General features: G+C 69.1%; 16 protein-coding genes. 2 read left to right on the forward strand and 14 right to left on the reverse strand.

The annotated features are described in order from the left end of the window. Nucleotides 1-199 precede the first annotated feature (199 nt). On the forward strand, nt 200-1,207 hold the full coding sequence (locus C1704_RS12225; RefSeq protein WP_104303017.1) for a metal-dependent hydrolase: 1,008 nt from the start codon (nt 200-202) through the stop codon (nt 1,205-1,207). 3 nt (nt 1,208-1,210) lie between these two features. Here C1704_RS12225 and C1704_RS12230 read toward each other — a convergent pair whose 3' ends face one another. From C1704_RS12230 to C1704_RS12270, 9 genes are all read right to left on the reverse strand, one after another. Next, nucleotides 1,211-2,875 carry an MBL fold metallo-hydrolase gene (locus C1704_RS12230; RefSeq protein ID WP_170064691.1) on the reverse strand — a complete coding sequence of 555 codons (1,665 nt, stop codon included), beginning with the start codon at nt 2,873-2,875 and terminating at the stop codon, nt 1,211-1,213. A 94-nt stretch (nt 2,876-2,969) separates the two neighbouring features. Further along, nucleotides 2,970-4,022 (reverse strand): VWA domain-containing protein, encoded by a 1,053-nt coding sequence (locus tag C1704_RS12235; RefSeq protein ID WP_104303019.1) that lies wholly within the window; start codon nt 4,020-4,022, stop codon nt 2,970-2,972. A gap of 14 nt (nt 4,023-4,036) precedes the next feature. Beyond that, a complete protein-coding gene (locus tag C1704_RS12240; RefSeq protein WP_104303020.1) occupies nt 4,037-5,065 on the reverse strand; it encodes a DUF58 domain-containing protein in 1,029 nt (342 codons plus the stop codon). Then, a complete protein-coding gene (locus C1704_RS12245; protein WP_104303021.1) occupies nt 5,040-6,053 on the reverse strand; it encodes an AAA family ATPase in 1,014 nt (337 codons plus the stop codon). The genes C1704_RS12240 and C1704_RS12245 overlap by 26 nt, the downstream gene beginning before the upstream one ends. Before the next feature lie 35 nt (nt 6,054-6,088). Continuing rightward, nucleotides 6,089-6,874, reverse strand: coding sequence for a S1C family serine protease (locus C1704_RS12250; protein WP_419186798.1), 786 nt, complete (start codon nt 6,872-6,874; stop codon nt 6,089-6,091). Nucleotides 6,875-7,269: 395 nt separating this feature from the next. Beyond that, nucleotides 7,270-7,950, reverse strand: coding sequence for a 2-hydroxychromene-2-carboxylate isomerase (locus C1704_RS12255; protein ID WP_104303023.1), 681 nt, complete (start codon nt 7,948-7,950; stop codon nt 7,270-7,272). Then, a complete protein-coding gene (locus C1704_RS12260) occupies nt 7,947-8,168 on the reverse strand; it encodes a DUF1289 domain-containing protein (RefSeq protein ID WP_419186799.1) in 222 nt (73 codons plus the stop codon). The genes C1704_RS12255 and C1704_RS12260 overlap by 4 nt, the downstream gene beginning before the upstream one ends. Next, nucleotides 8,165-8,665 carry a YbaK/EbsC family protein gene (locus tag C1704_RS12265; RefSeq protein ID WP_104303024.1) on the reverse strand — a complete coding sequence of 167 codons (501 nt, stop codon included), beginning with the start codon at nt 8,663-8,665 and terminating at the stop codon, nt 8,165-8,167. The genes C1704_RS12260 and C1704_RS12265 overlap by 4 nt, the downstream gene beginning before the upstream one ends. Further along, nucleotides 8,662-9,582, reverse strand: a complete 921-nt coding sequence (locus C1704_RS12270) for a hydroxymethylglutaryl-CoA lyase (RefSeq protein ID WP_104303025.1) — start codon at nt 9,580-9,582, stop codon at nt 8,662-8,664. Before C1704_RS12270 ends, C1704_RS12265 begins: the two co-directional genes overlap by 4 nt. Before the next feature lie 122 nt (nt 9,583-9,704). Here C1704_RS12270 and C1704_RS12275 point away from each other — a divergent pair, with 122 nt between their 5' ends. Beyond that, entirely contained in the window at nt 9,705-10,037 is a 333-nt protein-coding gene (locus tag C1704_RS12275; protein WP_104303026.1) for a hypothetical protein, read from the forward strand. Between the two features lie 18 nt (nt 10,038-10,055). On the opposite strand, the gene C1704_RS12280 is transcribed toward C1704_RS12275, so the two are convergent. From C1704_RS12280 to C1704_RS12300, 5 genes are all read right to left on the reverse strand, one after another. Then, complete coding sequence (locus tag C1704_RS12280) at nt 10,056-12,044, reverse strand: acetyl/propionyl/methylcrotonyl-CoA carboxylase subunit alpha (RefSeq protein ID WP_104303027.1); 1,989 nt, start codon at nt 12,042-12,044, stop codon at nt 10,056-10,058. A 10-nt stretch (nt 12,045-12,054) separates the two neighbouring features. Next, on the reverse strand, nt 12,055-12,678 hold the full coding sequence (locus C1704_RS12285) for a DUF4126 domain-containing protein (protein ID WP_104303028.1): 624 nt from the start codon (nt 12,676-12,678) through the stop codon (nt 12,055-12,057). A 6-nt stretch (nt 12,679-12,684) separates the two neighbouring features. Then, on the reverse strand, nt 12,685-13,470 hold the full coding sequence (locus tag C1704_RS12290; protein ID WP_104303029.1) for an enoyl-CoA hydratase/isomerase family protein: 786 nt from the start codon (nt 13,468-13,470) through the stop codon (nt 12,685-12,687). A gap of 14 nt (nt 13,471-13,484) precedes the next feature. Next, nucleotides 13,485-15,092 carry a carboxyl transferase domain-containing protein gene (locus C1704_RS12295; protein ID WP_104303030.1) on the reverse strand — a complete coding sequence of 536 codons (1,608 nt, stop codon included), beginning with the start codon at nt 15,090-15,092 and terminating at the stop codon, nt 13,485-13,487. Between the two features lie 98 nt (nt 15,093-15,190). Next, on the reverse strand, nt 15,191-15,589 hold the full coding sequence (locus tag C1704_RS12300) for a rhodanese-like domain-containing protein (RefSeq protein WP_104303031.1): 399 nt from the start codon (nt 15,587-15,589) through the stop codon (nt 15,191-15,193). Nucleotides 15,590-15,592 lie beyond the last annotated feature (3 nt).

Raw genomic sequence — 15,592 nt, forward strand, 5'->3', positions numbered from 1 at the left:
GCAGCGAATTGCTCGGGCGTGATTTCCATGCCCCCAAGTGTCCAATGCCCCGACCATCATCGCAATTAGTGTGAACACGCCCTAGTGGCTGAGGGGGGCCCTGTCACACACCCCCAAAAGGGGGAAGGTGCAACGGGCCCACGGCATGGCCGTGCCCCCGGGTCGGCAGGGCCTTCCGCGGGCGCCGACAATCGCAGCCATGGACTCGGTTTCGCAGATCGCCCTTGGGTCGGCCGTCGGCATGGCCGTGATGGGCCGTCGCACGGCCTTGTGGAAGGCCGCACTGTGGGGCGCCGTGGCAGGCACCCTGCCCGACCTGGACGCCCTGGTGGACTTCGGCGACCCGGTGCGCAACATGACCTATCACCGGGGCGAGAGCCATGCGCTGTTCTACCTGACCCTGGCCTCGCCGCTGCTGGCGTGGATCGTCACACGCGTGCATGGGGAGGCGGCCCTGTTCAAGCGCTGGTGGCTGGCGATCTGGCTCGTGCTCATCACACACCCGCTGCTGGACACGATGACGGTGTACGGCACCCAGCTGGCCCTGCCTTTCAGCAACCACCCTTTCGGTGTGGGCAGCATCTTCATCATCGACCCGCTCTATACCTTGCCGCTGCTGGTGGGCGTGGGCGTGGCGCTCGCCTCCCGCAGGACCGACCGGCTGCGCTGGAACACGGCCGGCCTGGTGCTGAGCACCGCCTACCTGGGCTGGAGCGTGGTGGCCCAGCAGCAAGCGATGGCGGTGGCGCGCGAGTCCCTGGCCCGGCAGGGCGTGGAGGCGCAGCAGGTGATGGCCACCCCCACCGCCTTCAACACCCTGCTGTGGCGCATCCTGGTGATCACGCCCGATGCTCACCTCGAAGGCTTCCACTCGCTGCTGGACGACGGCCGCGACGTGACCTTCGATCGCTTCGACCGCGGCACCGCGTTGTACGAGCAGTTGCGGGGTCACTGGCCGGTGGACCGCATCGCCTGGTTCAGCAAGGGTTACTTCAAGATGCACGAGCGCGATGACGACGTGCTGATGAGCGACCTGCGCATGGGCCAGGAGCCCTACTACGTGTTCACCTTCCGGATGGCGCAGCGGCACTCCGATCCCGTGCCGCTGGAGCGTCCCGAGCAGGTGGGCACGCGCCCCGACCTGGAGCGGGGACTGCCCTGGCTGTGGCGACGCATCTGGGGTGAGCCGCTGCCGCCGCCGCGTTGAGGCTCAGGCCGCGCTCCAGCCGGCTTCGTCCTGGCGCACGCGACCTTCGGTCTGCAGCTTGATCAGATGCGCCAGCAGCGATCGCTCGGCCATGGCGTACAGGGCCGAGGGAATGTCGGTGTAGACACGCTCGCGCAGCCGGGCCACGGACGCCGGGCCCAGGGCCAGAGTCGCCTCCAGCACCAGCGCCTCCCGGCGCAGGCGGTGAGCGACGAGCGCTTCGATCACCTTCGCCGGCTGGGCCATCAGGAAGCCATGACCGGGCGCAAGCCATTCGAGGCCTTCGTCGAGCAAGCCCCGCAGCGAGGCGAGGTAGGCCGCCATGTCGCCGTCCGGCGGGTTGATGACCACCGTGGAGGACTGCATCACGTGGTCGCCGGTGAACAGCAGTTTTTCTTCCTCCAGCAGGAAGCACAGGTGGTTGGACGCGTGACCCGGCGTGTGCAGCACGCGCAGGTGCGTCTCGGAGGAGCACACCAGACGTTCGCCATGCTGCAGCTCCCGGTCCAGCGCCAGCCGGGGGTCTTGCCCCTGTGGATGGGCAGGCCAGCGGCCCCATACCGGCGCCCCGGTGGCCGCACTCAAGGCCTGCGACGCGGGGGAATGGTCCTTGTGGCTGTGGGTGAGCACGATGGCCTCGATGGGGCCAGGGGCTGCGGCGAGCACGGCTCGCACGTGTTCCTCGTCGTCAGGCCCGGGGTCGATGACGGTCCATCGGTTGGCGGCTCCACCGCCCACGAGGTAGGTGTTGGTGCCCGGACCGGTCATCAGGCTGCCGTTGGGGGCGGTCACGCGGATCACGCGTTCGGACAGGCGCACCGGCACACCGGGAACGAGCGCATAGGACACGTGCCCGTGACCCAGGGGGTCGAGACGGCCGATCTCGGCCCAGGCCGGCTCCTCGGGCATCACCGGACGCTCCCCCTCGGGGCCTTGGCCCACCCGAGGCATCACCAGGGCCACCTGCCGCGGGGCACGGGCCCAGTCCATCAGGGCTTCGCACGTTTGGAAGCGGGCCAGCAGTTCCAGCGTCACCCGCGTGGGGGTCATCAGCTTGAAGTCTGTGCCACGCGAAAGAGCTTCCGCAGGACGCAGCCAGGCGTGCTCCACGGTCTCGTGTTCATCGTGCACGGCGGCTTGGCCCGCGGGGGCCACCGCCACGAAGAAGCGGGTGTCAAAGCGCTTGGCGCGGCCCAGGGGGGTGAGCCAATGGCTCAGATAGGCCAGCCGATCGAGCCGCAAGGTCCAGCCCGCTCGCGTGCACAGGTCAGCCCAGGCGAGTTCGCCGCAGTGGACCTGCCGCCGCCAGTGCATGGCCGTGTGCGCGTCGGGCAGGGGACCGTCGGCAAAGAGAAGCCCACACTCCTCGAAACACTCACGCACGGCACAGACAAAGTAGTCGCGAGCCCCTTCGGTCACACCCAGGCGCGCATTCGCCTGCGTGTCGGACAGGCCGGAGCTGCACATGGCGGCCTCGCGATCACCCGCATCGACCAGCCCGCCAGGAAACACCCAGGCGCCGCTGTTGTGATCTCCGCGCTCGGCACGTCGCAGCAGCAGCACTTCCAGGCCCTCCGGCCCTGTGATGGCATCGCGCACCACCACAAGGGTGGCCGCAGGGCGGGGTGGACGGGGAGATGGGGATGAGGGTGCGGGGCGATCGGTCATGGGTGGCATCCGGGGCTCATGGTGCCTGCGCCCTGCAAGGGCGGCAGTCACCTTGGAGACCGATGATGCCCCATCCATGCCGCAGGTACGGTCCCTACAGCACCCGATGGAACCAGAAGACCGACAGCCCGGCCGCCAGCAGCATCAGCGCCGCCGCAGCGGCAGCCAGCAGGGCGGTCACCTCGATCTCGCGGGTTTCCAACGCCAGCTTGGAGTGCAGCCCCTGGTAGATCTTCTTCAGATCCGGCGCCGTGCCGGCGTAGAAATACTCTCCCCCGGTGAGGTTGGCAATGCCCCGCAGCGACTCCTCGTCGAGGCGCACCCGCATCGACCAGCCGTCTCCCACGAGGATTTCTCCGTTTTCGGTACCCACGCCGATGGTGTAGACCTTCACGCCCCGTTCGGCCGCCATGCGCGCGGCCTCCATGGGGTTGGGGCCGGTGGTGGTCTGACCATCGGTGAGCAGGATGATGGCCGCGGACGCATAGGAGCCCGGCTCCACCGGGGGCGGCGGCGGTTTGCCCCCCGCGCTGCGCTGGTCGAGCGATCGACCCAGTCGGCTGTCTTCCGAGCCGGGGCGGGGGTTGCTGCCCCGCAGGTCGAACTCCAGATCAGGGAAGATGGCCTGCAACGAGACCAGGATGCCACTGCCGACCGCCGTGGCACGCTGGAAGTTGAAGCGGTCGATGGCGGCCAGCACGTCTTCCTTGCTGTGCGTGGGCGGCTGCGTGAGCAGTGCCGTGCCCGCAAAGGTGACCACGCCGATGCGCGTGCCGCTGTCCTGCAGGGCCACGAACTCGCGTGCCGCCGCCTGGGCCGCCGCCATGCGGCTGGGCTCGACGTCGGTGGCCCGCATGCTGCCGGACACATCCATCGCCAGGATCACCATGCGCTGCTGCGACGGCAGTGTCACGCTGGCCGTGGGCCGGGCGATCGCCACCAGCAGGGCCACCAGGGCCAGCAGCATCAGCGCGGGCGGCACATGGCGACGCCAGCCCGGTCCCTTGACCAGGGCTTCGCGCACCAGCGACAGGCCCGAGTACCGCAGCGCCATGCGCCGGCGTCGGCGCAAGAGCCACCAGTACGCCAGCACGCTCAGGGGCACCAGCACCAGCAGCCACAACAATTCCGGCCAGATGAATGCCATGCTCGTCTCCCGGTTCACAAGGGGGCCGTCGAGGCCAGGGCCGCAGGTGGGCGCGACTGGATCGCACCGCCCCCCGCCGACAACCGCGCGCGCAGCTTGCGCAACTCGACGAAGCGCCGCACGGCCACCACCAGGTCTTCATCGGTGGCCAGTTCCAGGACATCCACGCCGGCATCGCCGAACGCCAGACGCAGCCGCGCCTCGCGGTCCTGCGCCACCTGTTCGAAACGTCGCCGAAACCCCGGGTCGTGGGTGTCCACCAGCTGCTGCTCGCCGGTTTCAGCGTCCTCGAACATCACCAGGCCCAGGTCGGGCAGCGACGCCTCCAAGGGGTCGGTCAGCCGCACCGCCAGCACCTCGTGGCGCTGTGCCAACCTTCCCAAGGGTTCGCTCCAGCCGGGTTGGGCAATGAAATCGGACACCACGAACACCAGCGAGCGGCGACGCATCATGCTGCCCGCGCGGTGAAAGAGCTCGGCCAGGTCGGTGTCGCCCTGGGCCCGTGCCGGCCGTCCGGTCGGACGCGCCGGACGCGCCAGCAGCCGATGCACCAGCTGCAACACCTGCTGGCGCCCGCTGCGCGCGGGGATCACGGTATCCACCGTGTCACCGCAGACAAGGGCGCCCACCCGGTTGCCATGACGCGTGAGCAGGCGTGACATAAGGGCCACGAAGGCAATCAGCAGGTCGCGCTTGCTGAACTCGCCCGCGCCGAAATGCACCGAGCCGCTGAGGTCGAGCAGGAACCACACGTTGATGTCGCGGTCCTGCTGGAACTCGCGCACATGGGGCACCTGGATGCGCGCGGTCACGTTCCAGTCGATGTAGCGCACGTCATCGTGGAACTGGTACTCGCGCAGGTCGGCCAGGTCCAGCCCTTGGCCGCGGAAGAGCGTGCGGTAGTCCCCTTCGAGCAGCCCGTCGAGACGGCGCAGCACCTTCCATTCGAGACGGCGCAGCAGCCGGTCAGCCTCGCCAAGCGCGGCGTGGGTCTCGCTGGCCTCGATGGGTGCCGCCTCAGGCGGTGGCTTCGGTGCGCGCATGGGTGTCCAGGGGCTTGTCGGGGGCGGGCAGCTTGTCCATGATGCGCCGCACGATGTGATCGGCCGTGAGCGACTCGGCCAGGGCTTCGTACGACAGCACCAGGCGGTGGCGCAGCACGTCGGGCACGAGGTCGGTCAGGTCCTCGGGCAGCACATAGGGCCGCCCGCGCAGCAGCCCCAGCGCGCGCGCGCCCTCGATGAGGTTGATGGTGGCACGCGGGCTGGCGCCAAAGCTGAGGTAGCGTCCGAGTTCGGGCAGTCCAAAGCGCTCGGGCGAACGCGTGGCCGCGACCAGCTTCACCGCGTATTGAATGAGCGATGGATCCACATAGCTCTTGCGGCACTCCTTCTGCAGCTGCGCCAGTTCCTCGGTGGTGACCACCGCGGCCACTTCCTCGGCTGCACCAGTCACCCGCTGCACGATGACGAATTCCTCTTCCTCGCTCGGGTAGCCCACCAGCACCTTCATCATGAAGCGGTCCACCTGCGCCTCGGGCAGCGGGTAGGTGCCCTCGGTCTCGATGGGGTTCTGCGTGGCCATCACGAGGAAGGGCCGCGGCACCTTGTGGGTTTCCCCGGCAATGGTGACCTGGTATTCCTGCATCACCTCCAGCAAGGCGCTCTGCACCTTGGCCGGCGCGCGGTTGATCTCGTCGGCCAGCAGCAGGTGGGTGAAGACGGGGCCCAGGGAGGTGTTGAACTCGCCCATCTTCTGGTTGTAGATGCGCGTACCCACCAGGTCGGCTGGCACCAGGTCGGGCGTGAACTGCACGCGCTTGAAGCTGCCACGCATGACACGTGCGAGGGTCTTCACCGTGAGCGTCTTGGCCAGGCCCGGCACGCCTTCCACCAGCAGATGGCCCTGGGCCAGCATGGCGACCAGCACGCGCTCGAGGAAATGGTCCTGCCCCACGACGACACGCTTGACCTCGTAGAGCACCCGCTGCATCTGCTCGGCCACGGCGTTGTGGTTGGCGTTGCTGTCCATGCGTGAGTCCTTTCTCTGTCGGTGAAGGGAGTGGCTCAGAACGGCGACAGGCCGACGGCGGCCGCCGCGTTCTCGATGGGCACCGCAAATCCGATGCCCACGAAGACCCGGTGTTCCGTGGGGTTGAGGATCGCGGTGACGATGCCCACCACCTCGCCGTCCTGGGTGACCAGCGGCCCTCCCGAACTGCCAGGGTTGGCGGCCGCGTCGAACTGGATGAGATTCGTGAGGATGCGTTCGCCTTCGGGCGAGCGGAACTCGCGTCCCAGGCCCGACACCACGCCGGCCGTGGCGGTGGGGCCGATGCCGAAGGGGAAGCCCACGGCCACGACCTGATCGCCGGGCGCGAGGTCGGAGGTCGAACGCAGGGTCGCCGGAATCAGGTCATCGGGCAGGGTGCGCGGCTTGATCACCGCCAGGTCGTTCTCCGGCTGGGCGGCCACCATGTCGGCCTCGGCCACATGGCCATCGTCGAAGACCACCTGCAGGCGCGGTGCGCCCATCACGACGTGCAGGTTGGTGAGGATCAGGCCCTCATCGACGATGACCACGCCCGTGCCGGTGCCGATCTCCCGCTGCCGCCCTTCGGCATTGGGCACGCTCAGGCCCCGCACGCGCACCACCGAGGGGCGGATCTTCTCGTAGGCCTTGGCCGCCAGGGAGGGCAGGGGCTTGTTGTTCAGGGTGTGCAGGACAGCCTTGTCGATATCGTCCTGCGTGAGGCGCGGGCTGCCCGGCTGCAAGGTGCTGTAGCCCATCATCAGGCCCAGGCCCAGCAATCCGCCAGCGAGCACCAGGCCCCATCGTTCATGGCGGTGCATCCATGCCACGAGACGGGCACGCCGGGATGCCGGGGCGGCTGCCGCAGCCGGCGCGGTGCGCGCCACGGAGTCCCCCCCGGACGAAGGCTTTGCGGCCGGAGGCGGCTGCTGCGGCCGTGACGCCTCAGCCGGCGTCGCACGGGCGGGTGGCCTGGAACTGCTGTACAGCGCACGCTTGCTCATCGGTAAGCTGCCCCGACCGCCACCTCGTGCGCGACACCTGCGCAGACGCCCCGTGCGGCGGTGGCGCCGACCGAACGGAATCGCCGGTGAGCGTTTCGGCCCACCATGGCACACACGCTAACACGTCATGTGCGTGAATGCATCTTGCCGCCGGCAACCCCTCAGCGCAAGCCGGAAATGTGCACGGTTCGCACCTGGTGGGGGAGCGTCCGTCAGCGGCTGGCTCGGCGCGGCGCAGCCCCGCTGGGCACCTGCGGCGCGGCGTCCCAGTCGGGCCCGTCGAACCAGGGGTCGCCGCGCAGCCAGGCGCTGAGCAGCTCCAGGCCATCGAGCCCCCAGAAATGGCGTCCCTCGACCACCACGGTGGGCACGCCGAAGATGCCTTGTGCGGCGGCCTCTTCCGTGTTGGCCCGCAGGCGCGCCTTCACGGCGTCGCCCTGGGCTGCGACGAGCAGGTCGCTGGCCTGCCCCGGCGACAGAGCCTCGGCAAGGGCCTGAGTCTGCTCCACCGTTCCCGCCGACTCGCCGCTGCGCCAGACGCGCCGCAGCACCGTTTCGCAAGCCCAGCGATTGGCGGCACCCTCCTGGTGGGTGGCCGCGCCATGCGCCAGCAGCAGGCGCGACAGCGCCAGGGGGTTGAAGGGATGCTGTGCGGGCATCTTCAGCTCGATGCTCAGGCGGTGCGCCAGCCAGGCCACCTGGCGGTAGGTCCAGTCGCGCTTGGGTGCAATCTCGGCCGGTCCCAGCTGACCCCAGTGTTGCAGCAGACCGGCGAACAGCACCGGCCGGTAGCTCACGGCATAGGAGAGGCCCTCCAGCACCTGGGGCAGGCGTTCGAAGGCCAGGTAGGCATAGGGCGAGACCGGATCCAGCCAGAAGGTCAAGGCCTTCATGTCCCCTCCGCCCGGATCTGGGCTGCCGCATCTCGCCGTGCAGGCAGACGCTTCCAGACAGCCCGCTTGTCCAGGTCACTCATCGTTGACCAGGCCGCGATCTCGTCCAGGGTGCGATGGCAGCCTTCGCACCAGCCGGTGGCCGCGTTCATGCGGCACACATTCACGCAGGGGCTGGGCACGAGGCCCTGGGCCGGCGACGGTGTGTTGCCGCTCACAGCACCACGTCCTCGACCGGCGCGCCCGTCAGCGCCACGAGCTGCTGCGGCGCCACCGGAAAGACCCCGTTGGGATGCCCCGCCGCAGCCCACACCACGTCGAAACGGAAGAGCTCGCGGTCGATCAGCATGACCGGCGGCTGCAGGTGGGCCACCGGCGACACACCTCCGATCGAAAACCCCGTGCGGGCCTTGACGAAATCCGCATCGGCGCGGCCCAGCGGCCCCACGAGCGCCGCCACCTTCTTCTCGTCCACGCGCTTGTCGCCCGAGGTCACGACCAGCACCGCAGCTTCGTCGGACTTGCGGCGAAACACGATGCTCTTGGCGATCTGGCCCACCACGATGCCCAGGGCTTCGGCCGCCTCCTGGGCCGTGCGGGCGGCCACTTCCAGGAAGACCGGCGGCTGCGCATGGCCGGCTTCGGCCAGGGCCCGGGCCACGCGCTGGAAGCCTTCGGGGCGTTCATGCAAATCCGGTGGCAGCACTGTGCTCATGCCGGGGCCTCCTCACGCACCCGCTTGGCCAGCAGGGCATTGGCGGCGCGCGAGACCGGCTTGCGGCCCAGCACGCGCGAGATGAAGTCGCCCGCATCGACCAGCGCGTCCAGGTCCACGCCGCAATCGATGCCCAGGCCCTGGAGCAGGAAGACCACGTCCTCGGTGGCCACATTGCCCGTGGCCCCCTTGGCATAGGGGCAGCCCCCCAGGCCGGCCACGCTGGTGTCGAAGTGGTGGATGCCCATCTCCAGGCAGGCGTAGATGTTGCCGACGGCCTGGCCGTAGGTGTCGTGGAAATGCCCGCTCACTTCGTGCAGCGGATAGTGGCGCAGCGCCCGCTCCATCGCGGCGCGCACCTTCAGCGGTGTGCCCACACCGATGGTGTCGGCCACGCCCACGTGCTGTACGCCGATGTCCTTCATCAGGCGCACCACCCGCTCGACCTCGTCGGCCGAGACCTCGCCCTGGTAGGGGCAGCCCACGGCACAGGAAATGGCTCCGCGCACCTTGAGGCCCTGCTCGCGTGCGGCGGCCGCCACCGGGCGGAAGCGCTCGATCGATTCCTCGATCGAGCAGTTGATGTTGCGCTGGCTGAAGGCCTCGCTGGCGGCGCCGAACACCACGATCTCGTCGGGCCGGGTGGGCAGCGCGGCCTCCAGGCCCTTCATGTTGGGCACCAGCACCGAGTAGCGCACCCCGGGCTTGCGCTTAAGGCCGACCATCACCTCGGCGTTGTCGGCCATCTGGGGCACCCATTTGGGGGAGACGAAGCTGGTCACCTCGATCTCTCTCAGGCCGGCGGCCTGCAGGCGGTGCACGAGTTCGATCTTGTGCGCCGCCGACACCGGCTGCTTCTCGTTCTGCAGGCCGTCGCGCGGCCCCACATCCACCAGGGTGACTTGATCAGGAAACATGGCAAGACTCCAACAGCACCCCGCGATTGTGCCCCCCCAATTGGAGGGAATTCCACCTTATTGGGGATGGCCGACCCTCGTCAGGGGAACAAGAATTCCTTCCATCACGAAGGACACGCATCATGGACAGCACCCATCGCCTCCACCTCGCCACCCGCATCCACTTCGCCCTGCTGCGCGAACTGGGCAGCGGCATCGATGTGGGCCTGATGCTCAGCCGCGACCTGTACGCGCTGGACGTGATCAACGTCTGCCGCGCCAGCGAGAACGAAGAACTGGAACAGCTGGCCGAGCAGTTCGTGCGGGTGAGCCAGGCACAGCCTTCCGACGGTGCGGCAGCCTCTCGCCCGGTGCGGCCGCGCCCTGTCACACCCTTTCCTGCCCAGCCCACGCGCTCGGCCTGGTGGCGCCACCTGAGCGCCGCCTTCCATCCGTCCCCGATCGGGGCCCGCTGAGCGCCTGCAGCCCCGCCCTCAAGACGCCTTCAGGCGCAGCAGCTCGGCCCCTTCGGCCACCTGGTCTCCCACCTCGTAAAGCAGTTCTTCCACCACACCATCGGCGGGCGCTGCGATGGTGTGCTCCATTTTCATTGCCTCCATCACCGCCAGCGCCTGGCCCTTCTGGACCGCCTGGCCCGGCGTCACGTGCAGCGCCAGCACCTTGCCCGGCATCGGCGCAGTCAGGCGGCCGCTGTCGTGGCTGCCCTCGCCGGCATGGGCGATGGCGTCGATCCAGCGCAACGCGGCCACCGCTTCCGGACCGAACACGTGGAAGTGTTCCCCCTGGCGGTAGACGGCCAGTCGCCAGCGCGCCTCCCCCAGCACCACCTCGTGCGCTTCGTTGCCGTGGGAGCGCACGTGCAGCAACTGCCGCTGTCCGCCCAGGTCGAGTGCGTGCCGGCCGTCATGCAGGTATTCCAGATAGGCCACGTGGCGATCGCCCCCGGTTTCGATCTCCATGCGCCGGCGGGCCGTGCCATGCAAGCGCCAGCCATCGCGCCGGCTCCAGGGATCGGCATCCTGCAGCATCGCTTCATCAGCCAGTACGCGCGCGGCCACGCCGGCCACGGCACAGGCCAGGGGCAGGCCGGGCTGGCCGAAGAGCTGGGCGCGCTCACGCTCGATCAGGGCGGTGTCGAGATCGGCTCCGGCAAAGGAGGCGCTGGCCACCACGCGGCGCAGGAAGGCCACGTTGGTGTGCAAGCCCACGATATGGGTCTCGGCCAACGCCGCATCGAGCCGCGCCAGGGCCTGCTCGCGCGTGTCGCCATGCACGATGAGCTTGGCGATCATCGAGTCGTAATAGGGCGAGATCTCGTCGCCTTCGCGCACGCCGGCATCCACACGCACGGGCGCCACCGCGAACTCGCTGGACTGCGCCGGCAGACGGAACACCCGCAACTGCCCGGTGGCCGGCAGGAAATTCGCTTCGGGGTTCTCGGCGCACAGCCGCGCCTCAATCGCATGGCCGCGGATGCGCAGGTCATCCTGCCGCGCCGGCAGTGGCTCGCCAGCCGCCACCCGCAGCTGCCACTCCACCAGGTCGTGGCCGGTGATGGCTTCAGTGACCGGGTGCTCCACCTGCAGCCGGGTGTTCATCTCCATGAAGTAGAAGCGGCCGTCCTGCTCGGCGATGAACTCCACCGTTCCCGCACCCACGTAGCCCACGGCCCTCGCCGCGGCCACGGCCGCCTCGCCCATCTCGCGCCGGCGCTCCGGGGTCATGCCGGGGGCCGGGGCCTCTTCCAGCACTTTCTGGTGGCGGCGCTGCACCGAGCAGTCGCGCTCGAAGAGATAAACGCCGTTGCCGTGGGCATCGCAGAACACCTGGATCTCGATGTGGCGCGGCCGGGTCACGTAGCGTTCCACCAGCACATGGTCATCGCCGAAGCTGGAACGCGCCTCGCGCTTGCACGAGGCCAGCGCCGCCTCGAACTCCTCAGCCGCCTGCACCGCGCGCATGCCCTTGCCGCCCCCGCCGGCGCTGGCCTTGATCAGCACCGGAAAGCCGATGGCCTGGGCCTGCGCCAGCAGGAAGTCGCTCTCCTGCCGATCCCCGTGGTAGCCCGGCACCAGGGGCACGCCGGCCTTTTCCATCAGGGCCTTGGCGGCCGCCTTGCTGCCCATCGCGGCGATGGCCGAGGCGGGCGGGCCGATGAAGGCGATGCCCGCCTGCTCGCAGGCCTGGGCAAAAACCTCGTTCTCGCTGAGGAAGCCATAGCCCGGATGAATGGCCTGGGCACCCGTGGCACGCGCCACCTCCAGGATGCGTTCATGGCGCAGGTAGCTGTCGCGCGGCGCGGGCCCACCGATGTGCACCGCCTCGTCACACACCTGCACGTGCTTGGCCTGGACGTCGGCATCGGAATACACCGCCACGGTGCGGATGCCCAGCCGGCGCGCAGTGGCCGCCACGCGGCAGGCGATCTCGCCGCGGTTCGCAATCAGGATCTTCTTGAACATGCACAGCCTTTCAGGCACCCCGCGCATCGGCCACCGAGCGGCCGCGCAGGCGTTGGAACACAAAACGCAGGAATCTGGCCAGCCACCACACCAGCAGCAGCGAGCCCAGCACGGCCAGGCCCAGCAGGCCAAGGAAGAGCACCGGGTTGGCCAGTGACAGCCACAAGGCCCCCAGGCTCAGCCCGTCCTCGGCCAGCGACAGCCCCCAGTTGGAAAAGGGCTCGGGCGAGGTGTTGACCGCCGCGCGCGTGCTCGCCTTGGCGGCATGGCTGCTGGCCGCCAGTGCCGCGCCCAGCACTGCCGCGACGGCCGTGACCGTGCCCTGGTCGTAGCCGAACACGCCCGCCGCCAGTGCCGCCCCGGCAGGAATCCGCACGAAGGTCTGCAGGCCGTCCCACAAGGTGTCCAGCCCCGGCACCTTGTCGGCCAGAAACTCCACCGCCAGCATCAGCCCCGAGGCCCCGAGCATCAGCGGATGCTCCAGCAGCGAAAGGCCTTGGGGCAACTCGATCCAGCCCAGCCAAGCCGCCGCCCCGGCGGCGAACAGCACGGCATACACCCGCAGGCCGCTGGCCCAGCCCAGCGCTCCCGCCAGGGCGATGAGCTGCACGGTGTCGAAGCCCGGTGCGTCCATGGGTGCTCACGACACCACCCACGGCGGGCTGCGCTTGTCGAGGAAGGACCGCACCCCGGCGCGGCCTTCGTCGCTGGCGCGGATGTCGGCGATGCGTCGCGCCGTGTCGTCACGCAGCGCCGCGCTGATCGGCTGGCCGGCCACGTCCTGCACCAGGCGTTTGCAGGCCTTCACCGCCTGCGGGCCGTTGGCCACCAGGGCCGCCACGATCGCATCGACACGCTCGTCCAGCACCTCGGCCGGGCAGACCTCGTGCACCAGTCCCAGGCGGTGCGCCTCGGCCGCACTGAAGCGTTCGGCCGTGATGAAGTAACGCCGCGCGGCCTGCTCCCCCATCGCGCGGATGACGTAGGGGCTGATGGTGGCCGGCAAGAGGCCGAGCTTTGCCTCGGACAGGCAGAACTGCACCCCCTCGGCCGCCACGAGCACGTCACACACGGCGGCCAGGCCCACGCCGCCGGCATAGCAGTCGCCCTGGAGGCGGCCCACCACCGGCAGCGGGCAGCTGTAGAGCGTCCACAGCATCTCGGCCAGGCGTGCCGCGTCGTCGCGGTTCTGCTCCCAGGTGTAGTCGGCCATCGCGCGCATCCAGTTCAGGTCGGCGCCCGCACTGAAGGCCTTGCCGTGGGCGCCCAGGACCACCGCGCGCAACTGCGGGTTGTGGCCCAGCGCCAGGAAGGTCTTGGTCAGTTCGGCGATGGTGGCGTCGTTGAAGGCATTGCGCACCTCCGGCCGGTTGAGCCAGACATGGGCCACGGGGCCGTCGATGCGGATGTCGAGTGTGCTGGACATGAGGCCGCCCTCCATCACATGCGGAAGACACCGAACTTGGTGTCGGGGATGGGTGCATTGAGGCTGGCGCTCAGGCCCAGGGCGAGGACGCGGCGGGTGTCGGCCGGGTCGATCACCCCATCGTCCCACAGCCGGGCCGAGGCGTAATACGGATGGCCCTGGTCTTCATACTGCTGGCGGATCGGGGCCTTGAATGCCTCTTCCTCCTCGGCGCTCCACTGCCCGCCCTTGGCTTCGATGCCATCGCGCTTGACGGTGGCCAGCACGCTGGCCGCCTGCTCGCCGCCCATCACACTGATGCGCGCATTCGGCCACATCCACAGGAAGCGGGGCGAATAGGCCCGGCCGCACATGCCGTAGTTGCCGGCACCGAAGCTGCCACCGATGATCACGGTGAACTTGGGCACCTGGGCGCAGGCGACCGCCGTCACCATCTTGGCGCCGGCGCGTGCGATGCCCTCGTTCTCGTACTTGCGGCCCACCATGAAGCCGGTGATGTTCTGCAGGAAGACCAACGGCACCTTGCGCTGGCAGCACAGCTCGATGAAATGCGCGCCCTTGTTGGCGCTTTCACTGAAGAGGATGCCGTTGTTGGCCACGATGCCCACCGGCATGCCCTCGATGTGCGCAAAGCCGCACACCAGGGTGCTGCCGTAGCGGGACTTGAACTCGTCGAACTCACTGGCATCGACGATGCGGGCGATGACCTCGCGCACGTCGAAGGGCTTGCGCGTGTCGGTGGGGATCACGCCGTGCAGTTCTTCCGGGGCGTACTTGGGCGGCCGCGGCGGCACGCAGGCCAGCGGCTGGGGCTTGCGTCGGTTGAAGCGCGCCACCGAAGCGCGTGCCAGCGCCAGGGCATGCAGGTCGTTGTCGGCCAAGTGGTCGGCCACGCCCGACAGGCGTGTGTGCACGTCACCGCCACCCAGGTCCTCGGCGCTCACCACCTCGCCGGTGGCTGCCTTCACCAGGGGCGGTCCGCCCAGGAAGATGGTGCCCTGGTTCCTGACGATGATGGTCTCGTCGCTCATGGCCGGCACATAGGCGCCGCCCGCCGTGCACGAGCCCATCACCACCGCCAGCTGCGGGATGCCGGCCGCGCTCATCGTGGCCTGGTTGTAGAAGATGCGCCCGAAGTGGTCGCGGTCGGGAAAGACCTCATCCTGGTTGGGCAGGTTGGCGCCGCCGCTGTCGACCAGGTAGATGCAGGGCAAGCCGTTCTGCTGGGCCACCTCCTGCGCGCGCAGGTGTTTCTTCACCGTCATGGGGTAGTAGGTGCCGCCCTTGACGGTGGCATCGTTGCACACGATCACGCAGTCCACGCCCGACACGCGCCCGATGCCGGCGATCAGCCCCGCGCCGGGGGCGTCGTTGCCGTACATGTTCAATGCGGCCAGCGGCGCCAGTTCCAGGAAGGGCGTGCCCGGGTCGAGCAGCATCTCCACCCGCTCGCGCGGCAGCAGCTTGCCACGCGCCAGGTGCTTGGCCCGCGCCGCCTCGCCACCCCCCTGGGCGATGGTGGCCAGACGCTGGTTGAGGTCATCGACCAGCGCACGCATCACCGCGGCATTGGCCTTGAAATCGTCGGCGCGCGGGTTCAGGCGGGATTCGATCGGGCTCATGCGGTCTCCAGCAGGGTCCGCCGGGGGCGGCCTGTTTGACGTTTACGTAAACGTCAATTCTAGGCGGAGTCCAACCCGGCTGACCAGCAGGGTGCGCCCTACTTCTTCGGTTTTTCCGCCACGGGGGCGCCCGCCGCTTTCCAGGCGGAAAACCCCCCCTCGATATGGGCCACGCGCGCCAACCCCATGTCCTGCAGGGTCTTGGTGGCCAGGGCCGAGCGCCAGCCGGCGGCGCAGAACAGCACGAATTCCTTGTCCTCGGCGAACACCGGGCGGTGATAGGGCGACTCCGGATCCACCCAGAACTCCAGCATCCCGCGCGGTGCATGCACGGCACCGGGGATCACCCCCTCGCGCTCGAGCTCGCGCACGTCGCGCACGTCGACGAAGCACACGCCGGGGTCATCAAGGCGCGCACGGGCCTGTTCAACGCTGTAGGTCGTCACCTGGGCCATGGCTTCATCCACCAGGGCCTTGTAGCCTTTCTTCATCCGCACCTC

It is taken from the genome of Caldimonas caldifontis, from assembly GCF_002930615.1.
GTDB lineage: Bacteria > Pseudomonadota > Gammaproteobacteria > Burkholderiales > Burkholderiaceae_C > Caldimonas > Caldimonas caldifontis.